This window comes from Microcystis sp. M53602_WE12 (genome assembly GCF_030065455.1).
Taxonomy (GTDB): Bacteria; Cyanobacteriota; Cyanobacteriia; order Cyanobacteriales; family Microcystaceae; genus Microcystis; species Microcystis aeruginosa.
The window spans coordinates 1-16,564 of the sequence record NZ_JASJFB010000253.1 but is presented as its reverse complement, the minus strand read 5'-3'; the positions used below and the strand labels follow the sequence as shown (position 1 = coordinate 16,564).

Genomic DNA, 16,564 nt, shown 5'->3' with positions numbered 1-16,564 from the left:
CAGTAAACAGTTAACTGATTATGTATTGGTATAATGGCGAATTAATCGAGGATGAGCGAATCAGTCTGGGTATTGATGATATTGGGCTGCTTTATGGAGCGACAATATTTACTACCCTGCGTGTCTATCAACACAGCTTAGATCATCCCCTGACCCATTGGCAAGAACATCTCAAACGTCTGCACTCTAGTTTACAAGTTTTTCAATGGCCTGATCCCGATTGGCAGCGAATTCGCCAAGGAGCCGAAGAATTATCCCTATTCTATCCTGTCCTGAGAATCACAATTTTTCCCGATGGTAGGGAGTGGATTAAAGGCAGATTTCTCCCCGAAGATTTAAACCTGAGACAAGAGCAAGGAATTATTGGCTGGGTAATAGATAATCCCGCTTGGCAACGCGTTTTAGGAGAACATAAAACTGGTAATTATTTAACCCCTTGGTTAGCGTCACAAACTGCTCAAAAAAAAGGAGCAAAAGAAGCGATATTAGTCGATCGAGTTGGGAATTGGTTAGAAACTAGCACGGGCAATTTATGGGGATGGAAAGATAATTGTTGGTACAGTCCCCTGCTTACTGCTGATATTTTACCCGGAATCGGGCGCTCGGCTTTGATCGGCTGGTTAAAAAAACAAAATATTTCCCTGCAAGAAAATCTCTGGACCCCCGAATTTGTCAGGACTTTAGAAGGGATTGCTTATAGTAATTCCCTGGTGGAAATTATCCCTTTTAATTCTATTCTTGGCTGGAATCTAGAGATAAATACAGCTATTTATAGAGAAATTTTACCAGATTTACAGCAATATTTTTCCAGTCAATTATAGAATAAATAGGGTTTGCTGAATAAATCTAAAAACCTTATCCAACAAGGTTTTTAGACTTTTTTTCCCTCAAAAAGTGCCGACCATGGGAGTGATTGGGGGGAAAATTCAGGGACTTTTTCCCTGAAAATTAGGTAATTTACCACCTGAAAATGGGTAAAACCCTACACCCTACACCCCACACCCCACACCCTACCCCCACGAAAAACTTTTTGCCGCAAACCCTAAATAAGGGTGTGTTACTAGGGGCTAACACACCTAAAATCTGGAAATAATACCGCTCAAGCTTTAAAATTCTCGCTCGGAATTAGCCTCACTATCGCGTTTAGAACCGAGTAAATCTAATTGATCAACGAGAATCACCGGTTTAGAGCGAGCTAATCCCGTGTTTTTGTCATTCCAGGTATCCATTTTTAAAGAACCTTTAATCCCGATTAAACCGCCTTTTTTCACATAATTAGCGGCCACTTCCGCCGTTTTGCCCCAAATTTCCAGATCGAACCAATCCGGCTGATCGCTATTTTTAGAGCGACGATTAACCGCTAAAGTGAAAGTACATAAAACCTTACCGGACTCGAAATACTTGGTTTCCGGATCTCTCCCCGCTCGTCCCACCAAATGAACCAGATTTACACTCATGGTCTTAAATCCTCAATTTAGTACAATAGTATGTTTATTTTAGCCCGAAACCCTGACTTTGACCGGTGGCCAGGGAGAAAATTAGGGGCAGGATTTGCGTCAATCTGGAGAGAAAGAAGCGATAATTAACTAGACTTGCGAAACAAAACCTAATAAAATCCAAGTCGATTCGATCGAAAGTCTAGCTATAGCAACGTTGTTATCAGAACAGGAGTGAAAACAAGTGGCGGGTTTTTTTAGAAGACTAGGCTTATCAAGGGACATAGGTATAGACTTGGGGACAGCAAACACCCTCGTTTATGTATCAGGGAAAGGCATCGTTTTAGAGGAGCCATCGGTAGTGGCGATCGATCAAGATCGTAACCTGGTCGCTGTCGGGAAGGAGGCACAAAAAATGCTCGGTCGGACTCCGGTCCATGTCACCGCTCTGCGACCCCTGCGCGATGGGGTAATCGCCGATTTTTACAGTTGCGAGATCATGTTAGCGGAATTCATCAAACGAGCGCTCGATGGCACGATTGGCAATCCCCGCATGGTGATCGGTGTTCCCAGTGGGATTACCGGAGTAGAAAGACGCGCGGTGGTGGATGCGGCCAAAAATGCCGGCTCGCGAGAAGTGGGGTTAATTGATGAACCGGTTGCTGCGGCCTTGGGCGCCGGTTTACCCGTCTCGGAAGCGACGGGAAATATGATCATCGATATCGGTGGTGGCACGACGGAAGTGGCGATTCTCAGTCTCGATGGGACAGTGATCAGCGAATCCGTCCGTGTGGCCGGGGATGAACTCACGGAAGCAATTATCGCTTATCTAAAAAAAGTCCATAACCTGATTATCGGGGAACGCACGGCCGAAGATATCAAAATTCGCCTTGGTTCCGCTTATCCCTCCCCCGAAGATGAATTTCCTCCTCTGGAAGTGCGGGGATTGCATCTTATGTCCGGTTTACCCCGCACCGTGACCATCAAAGCGGAAGAAGTGCGGGAAAGTATGGATGAGCCACTTTCCGTGATCGTTGATGCGATCAAACGTACCCTAGAAAAAACTCCCCCCGAATTAGCGGCCGATATTATCGATTGCGGCATCATGTTAGCGGGAGGAGGTGCTTTATTACGGGGACTCGATCGCCTAGTCAGTCACGAAACCGGTATCGTTACCCATGTCGCTGAAGAGCCCTGGCTCTGTGTTGTCAAAGGCACGGGAGAAGTGTTAAAAAATCAGAAACTCTTTGAGCGGATCGTTAATGAAACAACTCGCAATGTCTAAAGGTCACTAGGATCGGTTAGCCGTTAGCTATCAGCAGCGGAAAAATACACGGATTCTCACTCTACACAGCCAAGAGGTTTTAAATCGCTCATGTATTCAGCACGACGAAAATGGACACAGCAGGGATGGCGAATTTTTCTGCTCGCTGCCGCTTTGGGGGTAGCTTGGTACATTCGTACCTATCAAAGTGGGGCGATTTTAGAATTGTATGGTTTATTAACCCGCCCTTTTCAGGGAGAGGAAACTAATCTGCAAGAGCAACTTCTGGCCGATCAACGGGTGCGAGAATTACAAAATCGTTTAAGTGAAGTCGAATATCAAAATCAACAATTAAAAAAACAGCTTGGTTATTATCAAACCCAGAAAAAACCCCTGATTTCTGCCCCAATTATTGGCCGCAGCGCCGATGATTGGTGGCAACAGGTGATTATCGGTCGGGGTAGCGCCGATGGTGTGCCAGTGGGTGCTTCGGTGACGGGAATTGGCGGTTTAGTGGGACGGATTACGGAAGTTACTCCCCACACCAGCAAAGTTTTATTGGTCAGTAATTCCCAAAGTCGCATCGGAGCAACGGTGAATCGTAGTCGGGCCATGGGTTTGATTCAAGGTCAGGATTCCCAAGTCGCCACCCTGCGCTTTTTTGAAAAAGCTCCCGATGTGAAACCGGGAGATGTGGTGACGACTTCGGCTTTTAGTAGTCTTTTTTCGCCGGGGTTGCCCATCGGTCGCATAATTTCCCTTAATTTACAGGAAAATCCCGCCCCCACCGCCAAAATTGAATTTACCGCCACCGTGGACAATCTCGAATGGGTGTTCGTTCACCCGCAACCCCAGCAGTGAGAGGGGGAATTATGCTGAAATTAAGCCGTTTATCAGCCCGTTATCGTTTTATCCTGAATATTTTAGTCACTATCGCTTCGATGCTTCTCTGTACCTTTCTTTCCTTAATGCGGCTGCCCGGTATGGAGATTTTAGGCATCGCTCCCAATTGGTTACTGATTTGGTTGGTTAGTTGGAGTCTCAATCGCTCTTGTCTCGATAGTGTGGTGGCCGGATTAGCGCTCGGTGCTATTCAAGATAGTCTTACCTCTAATTATCCTTCCCATATCATGGTTTTTGGTCTGATCGGCTTCCTCACTTCCTGTTTACACCGACAACGTTATGTTAAAGAAGAATTGATCGCCGTGGTCTTAATTGTCTTTGTTATGACTTTAATCGCCGATGGTGCGATCGCTTTTCAATACTATCTACAAGGAGGCAAAAATCTCGCTGATCTTTGGATGGATTATCAACGCATTGGCCTCACTTCTGCTCTGCTTAGTAGTCTCTGGACTCCCCTCGTCTATTATCCTCTCCAGCAATGGTGGCGACAATTTAGCGATCTTTAAAGAGTCAGCTTTTCAGTTATCAGTTATCAGTTATCAGTTATCAGTGATCAGATTTGAGTTTTCAGTTCACTGTGTGGAAACGAGGTCTATACTGATAGTTTCTTCCGCCGCTCGACTGAGCATCGCCGAACGTCAAAATAGCACTAAAAGTCTTGCCCGATAAGCATTTCACGATTCCATAAGCAAAAATTATCACACAAAGTCGAGAAGAGTCCAGATTTGAGTTTTCAGTTCACTGATTACTGATTACTGATTACTGATTACTGTTCACTGATTACTCACCCTCACCCGCTCAATTAACATGAAATACAAACAAAAACTTAGTCAATTTTTTCATAATCTTGCTAATAAATTAGAAAATTCCGAGCAACCCCCTAAAGTCGATCCTATCGAATCCAAATCTGCGCCAGTTGCCCCAGAAAAGCCCGTAGAAGCCGCTTCCGAAGAAAAAAAGGTTAATTTGGTCTCCCGAACCAGTAGCAAGGCTCTAGAGACATTAAAACCCTTAAAGAACAAATTTACTACCCTGATTGGCAATTCCCCCTTACCGCAATGGCGACAACATCCCCGCTTTGGCTTGTACTTGGGATTGGGATTAGGCGTAACTGGGGGCCTTTTGGGGGTAGGTTGGGGCATTTATCGCCTTGAAACCTCTCTACCGCAAAATATCGCCGATATACAAACATATACTCGTCCCGGCACCCTAACCATTCAAGCCGCTAATGGGGAAATCCTCAAACAAAATGGCCCTAGTACCTACGAAACCGTAAAGATTGCTCAAGTTCCCCAACTGGTACAGGAGGCCTTTATCGCTAGTGAAGACCGCCGTTTTCGTGAACACGGGGGAGTGGATGGCCAGGGTATTGCTCGCGCTCTCTTTTCTAACCTGAGAGCCGGGGGAGTGGTGGAAGGAGGCAGCACCATCACCCAACAATTGGCCCGGATTGTCTTTTTATCCCAAGAAAGGAGTTTTGATCGCAAATTACGGGAAATGCGTATCGCTCAGAAAATAGAAGATAAATATACAAAAGACCAGATTTTAGAGCGTTATTTCCACCTAGTTTATCTCGGTTCCGGGGCCTACGGTCTTGCCGATGCCGCTTGGTTATATTTCAGTAAACCCGTCGATAAATTAACTCTAGCCGAAGCTGCCACCCTTGCAGGCATTGTTCCCGCTCCTAGTCTCTATTCTCCCCTCGAAAACCCTAAATCTGCCCTAGAACGGCGTAATATCGTCCTCAAAACTATGGCCGAGGTGGGATTTATTACTAACGCTCAAGCAGAACTGGCGATCGCATCTCCCCTAGGTCTGAAAACCAGTCCCCTAAAACGTCTGCAACGGCAAGCGGCCTATTTTACCGATTATGTGGAAAAAGAACTGCCGCAACTGGTTCCCGCTAAAACCCTAGAAGCGGGGGGATTGGTGGTAAAAACTACCCTTAATCCTCGTTGGCAAAGGGAAGGGGAGGAAGTGGTAGAAAGAGCGGTTTCTCGTTATGGCAGGTGGCAGAACTTCCAACAGGCAGCTTTAGTGGCAATTGACCCCAAAAATGGGCAAATTAAGGCCATGGTCGGGGGAATTGACCACGATAAGAATCAATTCAATCGGGTGACACAGGCAAAACGTCAGCCAGGATCTACTTTTAAACCTTTTGTCTATGCGGCGGCGATTGCGGCGGGGAAATCCCCCTATTCTAGTTATAAAGATGCTCAGTATGTAGTGGATGGTTATAAACCGGAAAACTACGGCGATAAGTATAGCGGCCGCCAGGTGTCCATGCGCGATGCTTTGACTTCTTCCCTGAATGTGGTGGCAGTTCAGGTGTTAGTGGCTGTGGGTTGGAATCCGGTGATTAAATTAGCTCAAGATATGGGTATCCAGTCGAAACTTTTACCCACTTATTCTTTGGCTTTGGGTGCTTCGGAAGTCAATCTTTTAGAATTGACCAGCGCCTACGGGACTTTTGCTAATAATGGTGTGCATCAACCAGTTTACGGTATTAATCAGGTACTCGATCGCAATGGTAAAGTAATTTATCAAGCCAATTTTAAACCGAAAACTGCTCTCAATCAAAACACGGCAGCGACGATGACTTGGATGCTGCAGGATGTGGTTAATTCGGGAACGGGAACCCCCGCACAAATTGGTCGTCCGGTGGCAGGAAAAACCGGCACTTCTGACAAGGCTCGCGACCTTTGGTTCGTCGGTTATATTCCCCAATTAGTCACGGGAATTTGGCTCGGTAATGACAATAATAAACCCACCAATGGAGCCAGTACCATGTCCGCTTGGATGTGGCGACAATTTATGTTAGGAGCAATTAAGGATATTCCCTATCAAGGTTTCCCAGAACCGAATTTAGGCAAACGTCCAGTGACATTAAAAGCGGAACCAATTAAACCCCGACGTACCTACTTTACCCAAACCACTAACAATCGTTTAGCCAGCAGCGATGAGGGTTCCCCCAGCGAAGGACCCATCCGCAGACGGCGACGGGTTCGGGTAAGTCGCGAGCAAACTATCGTTCGTTCTAATACTAGCGAACCCAGCCAACGCCGTTCTAGTCGTCGGCGTACTACCGTCGCTCCTACCAGCGCCGCTGCTCCTAGTCCTCAAAATACGGCCCCCGCGGCAGCCGAACCGATTACCGTTCCCGTCACTGTGGCAGCTCCCGAAACTCGTTCGGTTCCCCTACAGGTAACTCCTCCCCCCGATGTGGCTCCTCCTGCACCCCCGGCAGAAAGACGCTGAATCGGCACGACAACCCTCGCAGGATTTGCGGGGGTTACAGAGGATACTTTATCTCTGCTGATTTCTGAAAGCCTTGTAAATCAAGAGTAAAAATATAGTTGCACACGGGGTTAAATCCGTTGAGTATAGGCTACATATCAGGAGAGACAGTCATGCAAGGGGAGTGACTCTTAAATTATTACAGATGCGTCAGCAGCCGTCCTACCCCAACGGGGGGTTTGGGTAGGGTTGATTCATGAATCAACCCTACTATCAATCAACCCTACTATCAATCAACCCTAGGAGTTTGGGGGTTCTACCCCCCAAAGGCTTGGATTGAGTGATAAAATCGGAAGCAATACTAAATCCGTTGACTATAGGCTACATATCAGGAGAGGCAGTCATGCAAAAGGGGGAATAAATAATCAGTTTTTAATAACTGGATTTAGTAGAATAACTAAAAAGCTTGTTTAATGCCGATGACCAGTTTTATTTCCCCCACTACCATCTCTTCAACTCGTTTAAGTCTCAGCTATCAAGTGGCTATGTCGGAACCGACTTCACACCTCTTTGAAGTCACTCTACAGATTACCGGTTGGCAAGCTCCGATTTTAAACCTAAAAATGCCGGTTTGGACTCCCGGTTCCTATCTAGTGCGGGAATACTCCCGTTTAGTCCAAGATATTCAAGCTGTTAACCTCAACAGTCGCAAAGTTGCTAAAAATCACTGGCAGATTGACACCGGTAATAGTTCAGAAATAACGGTCAAATATCGCGTTTTTGCCCACGATTTAACCGTCAGAACCAACCATCTCGATGATACTCACGGTTACTTCAACGGGGCTGCTTTATTTTTCTATATCCCCGATTATCAAAAACATCCCCTCACCTTGACAATTATCCCCCCCCATAACGATTGGCGCGTTACCACTGCCTTAAAATCTTTACCCGGACAGAAAAACACCTTTCACGTTCCCGATTTTGATACCCTAGTGGACAGTCCTGTGGAGGTGGGGATTCATCAGTTATACGATTTTGTCGTCGAGGGAAAACCCCATCAATTAGCTATCTGGGGACGGGGAAACGCCAATCCTAGTCAAATTATCGCCGATACCACTAAAATTATTCAAACCGAGTCGGCTATGTTCGGTGGACTCCCTTATGATAATTATCTCTTTTTGCTACATCTTTCGGCGGCTGGTTACGGGGGACTAGAACATAAAAATTCCTGTACCCTTAACTATGCGCGTTTGGGATTGCGAGATAAGGATAAATATAATCGTTTTCTGCAATTAGTCGCCCATGAGTTCTTTCATCTCTGGAATATCAAGCGTATTCGCCCAAAAGCTTTAGAAAGCTTCGATTATGATGCAGAAAATTATACTTCTTCCCTCTGGTTTGCCGAAGGAACCACCAGTTATTACGATATAGTAATCCCTCTACGGGCGGGAATATACGATAGTAAGACTTTTTTAGAGCTTTTAAGCAAAGAAATCACCCGTTATCTCAATATACCCGGTCGTCTTGTCCAACCTCTAGGCGAATCGAGTTTCGATGCCTGGATAAAACTCTACCGACGGGATAGCAATAGCGATAATAGTCAAATTTCCTACTATCTCAAGGGGGAATTATTGTCGCTGCTTCTCGATTTACTAATTCGCACCCACACCGATAACCGTCGTTCCCTCGATGATGTTTTACGCTCGATGTGGCAACATTTCGGTAAAGAGGAGATTGGTTATACCGATGGGGAGTTGCAGGCAATTCTCGAATCTGCCGCAGGGGTGGATTTAAGCGACTTCTACCGCCGTTATATCGACGGTTTAGAAGAATTACCCTTTAATCAATATCTTGAACCTTTTGGACTCTATCTGCGGGGTGTTGACAATGGGGAGACGATACCTTATCTGGGAATGCGGCTACAGAGTGAAGCGGGTAAAGAAATAATTAAATTTGTCGAGATGGGTTCCCCTTGCCAAAAAGCGGGAATTAATGCTGATGATGAGTTATTGGCTATCGATGGATTGCGGGTGACGGCGGAACAGTTAAACGAAAGATTAAAAGACTACCGCGCAGGTGATATTATTCAGATAACAGTCTTTCATCTCGATGAATTGCGAACCCTTGCTGTTCCACTGGCTGCCCCGCAGACGATTCGCTATGAAATTATCAGGGTAGAAAATCCTTCTAATAGCCAGAAACAAAATTTTTCCGCATGGGTAAATCCCGTTTAGTTCTTGGTTCAATCAAAAAAAAATGTCTATTACCGAAATTCCTTTCCTTCCTCTCGCCTATTTTGAGAATAAATTTATCCCTTTTAGCGAGGCAAAGTTATCCGTTGCTACCCACGCACTACACTACGGAACTGCCGCTTTCGGGGGTTTACGAGGTACTCCTGACCCTAGCAATCCGGGACAGATATTATTATTTAGATTAGAACGTCATTGTCAGCGTTTAAGTCAAAGTGCTAAGTTTCTTAATTACGAGATTCCTGCCGATAAAATCTATCAAATAATTATCGATTTTGTTAAAAAGAATCAGTGTAATCGACCTTTTTATATTCGTCCCCTTGTCTATAGTTCGGGGTTGGGAATTGCCCCGCGATTGCATGGTATCGAGAAGGATTTTCTCGTCTATGGTCTAGAAATGGATGATTATTTAGCAGCTGATGGGGTTAACTGTCGGATTAGTTCTTGGTATCGTCAAGAGGATAGAAGTTTCCCGTTGCGAGGTAAAATTAGCGCCGCTTATATCACTTCTGCTTTAGCAAAAACGGAAGCGGTAGAATCGGGGTTTGATGAGGCAATTTTGATGAATTCTCAGGGTAAAGTCTGTGAAGCGACGGGAATGAATATTTTTATCATCAGAAATGGTCAGCTAATTACTCCTAGTTTTGACCAAGATATCCTAGAGGGTATTACTAGAGATAGTGTTTTAACTATCGCGCGGGATTTGGGTATTCCGGTTATTGAAAGACCCGTAGATAAGACGGAGTTATTTATCGCTGATGAGGTGTTTTTAAGTGGCACTGCGGCGAAAATTACTCCGATTAAAAGGATTGAAACTTTTTCTTTACCTGCGGCTAAACCGATTACTTATCAGTTAAAAGAAAAGTTAAGTTCTATCGTTCTTAATCAGGAACCAAAGTATCAAGATTGGATTACTCAAGTTCCTTTATAGTTAGAGAAATTTACTTGATTTTTCCTTGAGATGCGTCATCATTTTACGCATCTCAAGGAACCCTGAAATAAACAGAATTTATCTATTTTTCGGTTTGATTCCTTCCTGTATGTAGGGTATAGTTCTCTTAGGATCAATCTTCAGCACGGGTTTCTTCCCTGTTGCTGTTTTTTCTTGTTGATTGTCGGTTTTTTGCTGATTTTGATTATTATCGGTTGTATGTTCCATAGTAGAGCAAATAAGTATGACAAATATTCGGCTTACCTATGATTATACCTTAAACTCTATCAAAGTTGTCAAGGATAGTATTAATCAACTAAATACAAAACTTACTTTGATTCTGACTATTAGCGGTGTTTTGGTTAATTTTGGCAAAGATTTACCTGCTTATATAGTTTCCCTTGAATGTAACCAGTCTATTTATCCTTGTCTTAGCTGCTATCTTTTGAAATTTTTGGCTTATTTATTCACAATTATTACTATTGGCTTAGGATTATGGGGTCTATCCCCAGTAGTGGGTGGTGAAATTATCCTACCAGAACAATTGCTTGCTGAGGAATGAAACCAAGCAGAGGAAGAAGACTATCTAACGGCTTTAATACAATATTTACAAACAGAAACTTTAGTTATAATCTCTAAAATTAGAGAGCAAAAAGCAATTAGATTAAATTGGGCAATTAGGACGATAGTAACAGCAGTAATCTTGTTTTTATTAGATGAGATGATTTTTATTTCTATTCCTGTTTTGGGTAAATTTTGTGCGGGGATATAACCCTAACTACCTTACTGCGCTAACACAGCCTACTTAATATTTTCTTGAAAAATAAGCTCTTGGGATTATTTATTGATCATTTATATTCGAGAAATTCTCAGCAGATAATGTGGATAATCTAGTCGATATTGTCATAAAAGTTAACAACGCTCACTGAATTTTCTTGATACACCCCAACTAGGGATGAATTTCTGGTATCGCTGGTCACTGAAATAGGTACAATAAACATTAGCTCGTTTTCATAGAGAACTTAGAATGACGCAAAATAATCCCCTAGAGTTGATTGAGAAGTTAGAAACAGGAATCCCCGGCTTTGATTTTCTTTCGGAAGGGGGATTACCGAAAGGAAGAGCAACTTTGATAGCGGGGACGGCAGGAAGTGCTAAAACGGTTTTTGCCTGTCAATTTCTCGCAGAAGGCATCAAAAATGGAGAAAATGGCGTTTTTGTCACCTTCGAGGAGCCACCCCAAGCACTAAGAAAAAATATGGGTGGTTTTGGTTGGAATATCCGGCAGTGGGAGGAGAATCGTCAATGGGCCTTTGTCGATGCTTCCCCCCAACCGGAAGAAAAGCCGATGGTGACGGGAGAATACGACCTAGGCGCATTAATCGCTCGCATTGAGTTTGCTATCCGCAAAAATAAAGCCAAACGGGTGTCTATGGATTCTTTAGGCGCAATTTTCAGCCATTTAAGTGATAGCGCTCAAGTGAGAAGTGATCTTTTTCGTCTGGCAACCGCTTTGCGAGAATTGGAAGTAACAGCGATTATGACCGCAGAAAGAACCCAAGAATACGGCGAAATCAGTCGTTATGGGGTGGAGGAGTTTGTGGCCGATAATGTGGTGATTTTACGCAACGTTTTAACCGATGAGAAAAGAAGAAGGACGATCGAAATTTTAAAATATCGGGGAACCGATCACCAAAAAGGAGAATTTCCTTTTACAATTATTCCCAATAAAGGGGCTGTGATTATTCCTTTATCAGCCATTGAATTAGAACAAAAATCCTCTAATATTCGCATTACTTCTGGCAGCTTGGAACTCGATAGAATCTGTGGGGGTGGTTTCTTCCGCGATTCGGTTATTTTGGTTTCGGGAGCCACAGGAACAGGAAAAACCCTGATGGTGACAGAATTTATGGCTGGGGGAGTAACCAATGGGGAAAGATGTTTAATTTTTGCCTTCGAGGAAAGTCGAGAACAGTTATTTAGAAATGCTACCGGTTGGGGTGTGGATTATGACCGCATGGAAAAGGAAGGTAAATTAAAGGTAGTCTGCCGTTATCCCGAAACTACGGGTTTAGAAAATCATTTAATTATGATGAAGGAAATTATCGAGGAGTTTCAACCTAATCGAGTGGCAGTAGATAGTTTATCTGCTTTAGAAAGGGTTTCTAATCTGAAAGGATTTCGGGAATTTATTATCGGTTTGACTTCTTTTATTAAGCAAAAAGAGGTGGGAGGATTATTTACTTCCACCACTCCCACTTTATTAGGAGGTTCCTCGATCACAGAAGCGCATATTTCTACAATTACCGATTCAATTATTCTGCTGCGTTATGTGGAAATGTATGGAGAAATGCGCCGCGGTATCACTGTTTTAAAAATGCGCGGTTCTATGCACGATAAGGATATTCGTGAGTTTTCGATCGATCATCAAGGTATGCACATCGGTCAACCTTTCCGCAATGTTACCGGAATTCTGGCTGGAACTCCTATGTACACAGCACAAACAGAAGTAGAACGTTTGAGTGGATTATTCGAGGATCGTAGTTAGGGTTTGCGGCAAAAAGTTTTTCGGTGGGGGTAGGGTGTAGGGTGTGGGGTGTGGGGTGTAGGGTTTTACCGATTTTCATCTGTTCAATTACCTAATTTTCAGGGAAAAAGTCCAGGGATTTTCCCCCTGATCACTCCCAGACGAGGCACTTTTGGATTTTAAAAAGGTCTAAAAGTCTTATCCAACAAGGTTTTTAGATTTATTCAGCAAGCTCTAGTTAAAATATAGCAGCATTTGCTAATCGCACATCGGCCGTTAGCTTTTTTCTCCCTATCTCCTTCTTGCTTTCTTGATATGTCTAAAAACTTTTGGTTGATTTTTCTAGGTCTTTTACTGATAAATAATCTACATTTATCAGCCTTGGCAGAAACAGTTTTACAAAGAATTGCTCGCACGGGAGAATTAAAAGCGGCAGCCAGAAAAGATGCTACTCCCTTTAGTTATATCGATGATAAAACGGGACAATGGACAGGTTACGGAGTGGAATTAATGCGCTTAGTCCAACGTCGATTAGCACAAGAATTAGGTAAACCGATTACAATAACCTTTATAGAAGCGACGACTAATAATCGTTTTCAGCAAGTGGAACAGGGACAAGTAGATTTATCCTGTAATGCGGCAACAATTACGGAAGAAAGACTAGAAAAGGTTAATTTTTCTATTCCCTATTTTATGACAGGAGCGCAATTTCTAACTAAAAGGGAAAATGTTGATAAAATAGATATTAATAACACTTTAGCGGCAGTTGCGATCGCCTATATTCCCCACACCACCACCGATAGTATTATTCGTTATATCTATCCTCTGGCTAATTGGCAAGCTGTCAGCGATCGAAGTGAGGCAGTGGCAAAATTACAAAGGGGAGAAGTAAACGCAGTGGTTAGTGATGGAATTCTTCTACTGGGGGAACTCGTTAAACAAGGACAGGATCCGCGACAATTTGTGCTACTACCCAGTCAACCGATTACCACCGAACTTTATGGCTGTATTTTACCCAAAAACGATCCCGAATGGAAAAAATTTGTTGATACTGTCGTCGGCAGCAATGATAACCAGAAACTGCGAGAACAATGGTTTAATTTAGAAGAAAGTTCTTTCCCCTATAGGATTCTCAATCAACCCTAAAAATAGACTGTAATTGCTGAAAATTAAAAGTAAGTAAATTCTGTTTTTTTTCTTTTTCCTTGTCACTTTTTTCTGAAAAATTATGTCTTTTGTCGGTTTACATATTCACAGTGATTATAGCTTACTTGATGGTGCTTCCCAATTACCGGCACTAATTGATCGAGCGATTGAATTAGGACAACCAGCGATCGCTTTAACCGATCATGGAGTCATGTATGGTGCGATCGAATTAATTAAAACCTGCCGTAATAAGGGAATAAAACCAATTATTGGCAACGAAATGTATATAGTCAATGGCGATATTGAAGTCAATCTTCGCCACCGAAAATATCATCAAGTTGTTTTAGCCAAAAATACCCAAGGCTATAAAAATCTAGTTAAATTAACAACTATTTCTAATCTGAAAGGTATTCAAGGTAAAGGTATTTTTGCTCGTCCTTGTATCAATAAAGAGTTACTCCAACAATACCACGAAGGATTGATAGTTACCAGTGCTTGCTTGGGTGGAGAGATTCCCCAAGCGATTTTAGCTAATAATAGAAAACTTGCTAAGGAAACGGCTAAATGGTATAAAAAACTTTTTGGTGATGATTTTTATTTAGAAATTCAAGACCACGGTTCTAAAGAAGATCGGATTGTCAATGTAGAAATAGTTAAAATTGCTAAAGAGTTAGGAATTAAAGTAGTTGCTACTAACGATTCTCACTTTATTTCCTGTTACGATGTAGAGGCCCACGATGCCTTGCTTTGTATTCAAACTGCCAAGTTAATTACTGAAGACAAACGCCTCCGTTATAGCGGTACAGAATACTTAAAATCTGCTGATGAAATGCGTTTACTTTTCCGTGATCATCTGCCCGAAGATGTGATTGAAGAAGCGATTAATAACACCTTAGAAGTAGCAGAAAAAGTCGAACCTTATAACATATTTAATGAACCAAGACTGCCTAATTATCCAGTTCCTGCGGGACATACTGCTGATAGTTATGTAGAAGAAATTGCTTGGTTAGGATTACTAGAAAGATTAAAATGTCCTTCTCGTCACGAGATTGAGCCTGTTTACAAAGAAAGGCTTGAATACGAATTAAAAATGCTACAGAAAATGGGATTTTCTACCTATTTTCTCGTCGTTTGGGACTATATAAAATATGCTAGAGATCATGATATTCCCGTCGGTCCAGGACGCGGTTCTGCGGCGGGTTCTTTGGTAGCATATTCTTTAAAAATAACCAATATTGATCCCGTTCATCACGGTTTATTATTTGAGCGTTTTCTCAATCCTGAACGGAAATCTATGCCTGATATTGATACGGATTTCTGTATCGAGAGACGGGATGAAATGATCCAATACGTCACGGAAAAATACGGGGAGGCTAATGTTGCCCAAATCATTACTTTTAACCGCATGACATCAAAAGCTGTCTTAAAAGATGTGGCGCGGGTGTTAGATATTCCCTACGCCGAATCGGATAAAATGGCGAAAATGATTCCCGTTTCTCGCGGTAAACCCACACCTTTAAAAGTGATGATTTCCGATGAAACTCCCGAACCAGCGTTTAAAGAAAGATACGATACGGAACCCCATGTGCGTCATTGGTTAGATATGGCAATTCGTATCGAAGGTACTAACAAAACCTTCGGAGTTCATGCTGCGGGAGTCGTCATTTCTTCCCAACCTTTAGATGAAGTGGTTCCCCTCCAGAAAAATAATGATGGGGCGGTAATTACCCAATATTTCATGGAGGATTTAGAATCATTGGGATTGTTAAAAATGGACTTTTTAGGGTTAAGAAATTTAACCACTTTGAAAAAAACCGCCGATTTAATTAAACAAAATCAGGGCATAGATATCGATCTTGATCAATTGCCTTTAGATGAAAGAAAAGCCCTGCAAATTCGGGCTAAAGGGGAACATAAAAAACTACCTCCCGATATTCTCAAAACCCACGGATTACTAGAAGAAGGGGATTTAGAAGGTATTTTCCAGTTAGAATCATCGGGGATGAAACAGATCGTTAAAGAGTTAAAACCATCGGGTATTGAGGACATATCTTCAATCTTAGCACTCTATCGCCCCGGACCTTTAGATGCGGGATTAATTCCTCTCTTTATTGGCAGAAAACACGGTAGAGAACCCATTCGTTATGATCATCCTTTATTGGAACCAATTCTTAAGGAAACCTACGCAGTTTTAGTCTATCAAGAACAGATTATGAAAATGGCGCAGGATTTAGCCGGTTATTCTCTAGGAGAAGCGGATCTATTGCGTCGGGCAATGGGTAAGAAAAAAGCCTCCGAAATGCAGAAACAAAGGGAGATGTTTATCGATGGTGCTGCTAAAAATGGTGTGGAAAAAAGAATCGCTGAAAATCTCTTTGAACAGATGGTAAATTTTGCCGAATATTGTCTGGGAGGTGAGACGTTAATTTTAACTGAGGAATACGGATTATTACCAATTGCTAAAATTGTGAGCGAAGAAATTAACTGCACTGTTTATACTGTTGACCAAAATGGTTTTGTTTATAGTCAACCAATCTCTCAATGGCACGAGCGAGGTTTACAAGAAGTCTTTGAATACACCCTAGAAAATGGGCAAACTATCCAAGCAACCAAAGATCATAAATTTATGACTAGCGACGGAGAAATGTTAGCCATAGATACAATATTTGAGCGAGGTTTAGATTTAAAATCCTCTGATTTTTCCTAAAAACCAAACCCCCCAATCTTGTCGGATTGAGGGGTAGGAAAGAATAATCCTGGCATCGAGCTATTGTCCCGGTCGGCAACCCGACAAGTATCTTGGCCACGGTGAAGTTTCACAACCGAGTTCGGGATGGAATCGGAGTGGTGCCATCACGTTAAAGACACCAG

14 protein-coding genes and 1 rRNA gene are annotated in these 16,564 nt (G+C 42.8%); 12 read left to right on the top strand and 3 right to left on the bottom strand.

Translation table 11 applies throughout. The features are described from left to right. Window positions 1–20: 20 nt before the first annotated feature. Together PX482_RS09290 and PX482_RS09285 are read left to right on the top strand one after the other, a co-directional pair. The gene (locus PX482_RS09290; RefSeq protein WP_288023720.1) at window positions 21–821 is read left to right on the top strand and encodes an aminotransferase class IV; all 801 of its coding nucleotides are present in this window, start codon (window positions 21–23) and stop codon (window positions 819–821) included. A gap of 149 nt (window positions 822–970) precedes the next feature. Next, entirely contained in the window at window positions 971–1,093 is a 123-nt protein-coding gene (locus PX482_RS09285) for a hypothetical protein (RefSeq protein ID WP_288023726.1), read from the top strand. Window positions 1,094–1,106: 13 nt separating this feature from the next. Here the strand turns inward: PX482_RS09285 and PX482_RS09280 are convergent, their stop codons facing one another. Further along, entirely contained in the window at window positions 1,107–1,457 is a 351-nt protein-coding gene (locus PX482_RS09280) for a single-stranded DNA-binding protein (protein ID WP_002761658.1), read from the bottom strand. A gap of 223 nt (window positions 1,458–1,680) precedes the next feature. On the opposite strand from PX482_RS09280, the gene PX482_RS09275 reads away from it, so the two are divergent. From PX482_RS09275 to PX482_RS09250, 6 genes are all read left to right on the top strand, one after another. Beyond that, a complete protein-coding gene (locus PX482_RS09275; RefSeq protein ID WP_288094609.1) occupies window positions 1,681–2,721 on the top strand; it encodes a rod shape-determining protein in 1,041 nt (346 codons plus the stop codon). A gap of 90 nt (window positions 2,722–2,811) precedes the next feature. Continuing rightward, window positions 2,812–3,561: a rod shape-determining protein MreC gene (gene mreC / locus PX482_RS09270; protein ID WP_288122351.1), complete on the top strand. Its 750-nt coding sequence runs from the start codon at window positions 2,812–2,814 to the stop codon at window positions 3,559–3,561. Further along, window positions 3,528–4,109 carry a rod shape-determining protein MreD gene (gene mreD / locus PX482_RS09265; protein ID WP_288094516.1) on the top strand — a complete coding sequence of 194 codons (582 nt, stop codon included), beginning with the start codon at window positions 3,528–3,530 and terminating at the stop codon, window positions 4,107–4,109. The genes mreC and mreD overlap by 34 nt, the downstream gene beginning before the upstream one ends. Window positions 4,110–4,410: 301 nt before the next feature. Continuing rightward, entirely contained in the window at window positions 4,411–6,861 is a 2,451-nt protein-coding gene (locus PX482_RS09260; RefSeq protein WP_288122350.1) for a transglycosylase domain-containing protein, read from the top strand. 452 nt (window positions 6,862–7,313) lie between these two features. Continuing rightward, a complete protein-coding gene (locus PX482_RS09255) occupies window positions 7,314–9,074 on the top strand; it encodes a M61 family metallopeptidase (RefSeq protein ID WP_002761648.1) in 1,761 nt (586 codons plus the stop codon). A gap of 22 nt (window positions 9,075–9,096) precedes the next feature. Further along, window positions 9,097–10,020: a branched-chain amino acid transaminase gene (locus tag PX482_RS09250; protein ID WP_288094712.1), complete on the top strand. Its 924-nt coding sequence runs from the start codon at window positions 9,097–9,099 to the stop codon at window positions 10,018–10,020. A 78-nt stretch (window positions 10,021–10,098) separates the two neighbouring features. Here the strand turns inward: PX482_RS09250 and PX482_RS09245 are convergent, their stop codons facing one another. Further along, on the bottom strand, window positions 10,099–10,248 hold the full coding sequence (locus tag PX482_RS09245; RefSeq protein WP_002761639.1) for a hypothetical protein: 150 nt from the start codon (window positions 10,246–10,248) through the stop codon (window positions 10,099–10,101). A 16-nt stretch (window positions 10,249–10,264) separates the two neighbouring features. On the opposite strand from PX482_RS09245, the gene PX482_RS09240 reads away from it, so the two are divergent. From PX482_RS09240 to PX482_RS09225, 4 genes are all read left to right on the top strand, one after another. After that, complete coding sequence (locus tag PX482_RS09240) at window positions 10,265–10,582, top strand: hypothetical protein (RefSeq protein ID WP_288094713.1); 318 nt, start codon at window positions 10,265–10,267, stop codon at window positions 10,580–10,582. Between the two features lie 465 nt (window positions 10,583–11,047). Continuing rightward, window positions 11,048–12,568: a circadian clock protein KaiC gene (gene kaiC, locus PX482_RS09235; RefSeq protein ID WP_288094714.1), complete on the top strand. Its 1,521-nt coding sequence runs from the start codon at window positions 11,048–11,050 to the stop codon at window positions 12,566–12,568. A gap of 294 nt (window positions 12,569–12,862) precedes the next feature. After that, complete coding sequence (locus PX482_RS09230) at window positions 12,863–13,693, top strand: amino acid ABC transporter substrate-binding protein (RefSeq protein ID WP_002761633.1); 831 nt, start codon at window positions 12,863–12,865, stop codon at window positions 13,691–13,693. Between the two features lie 82 nt (window positions 13,694–13,775). Then, window positions 13,776–16,400 (top strand): trans-splicing intein-formed DNA polymerase III subunit alpha N-terminal partner DnaE-N, encoded by a 2,625-nt coding sequence (locus PX482_RS09225; RefSeq protein ID WP_002761630.1) that lies wholly within the window; start codon window positions 13,776–13,778, stop codon window positions 16,398–16,400. A gap of 47 nt (window positions 16,401–16,447) precedes the next feature. Here the strand turns inward: PX482_RS09225 and rrf are convergent. After that, window positions 16,448–16,564: ribosomal RNA gene (gene rrf / locus PX482_RS09220) — 5S ribosomal RNA — on the bottom strand.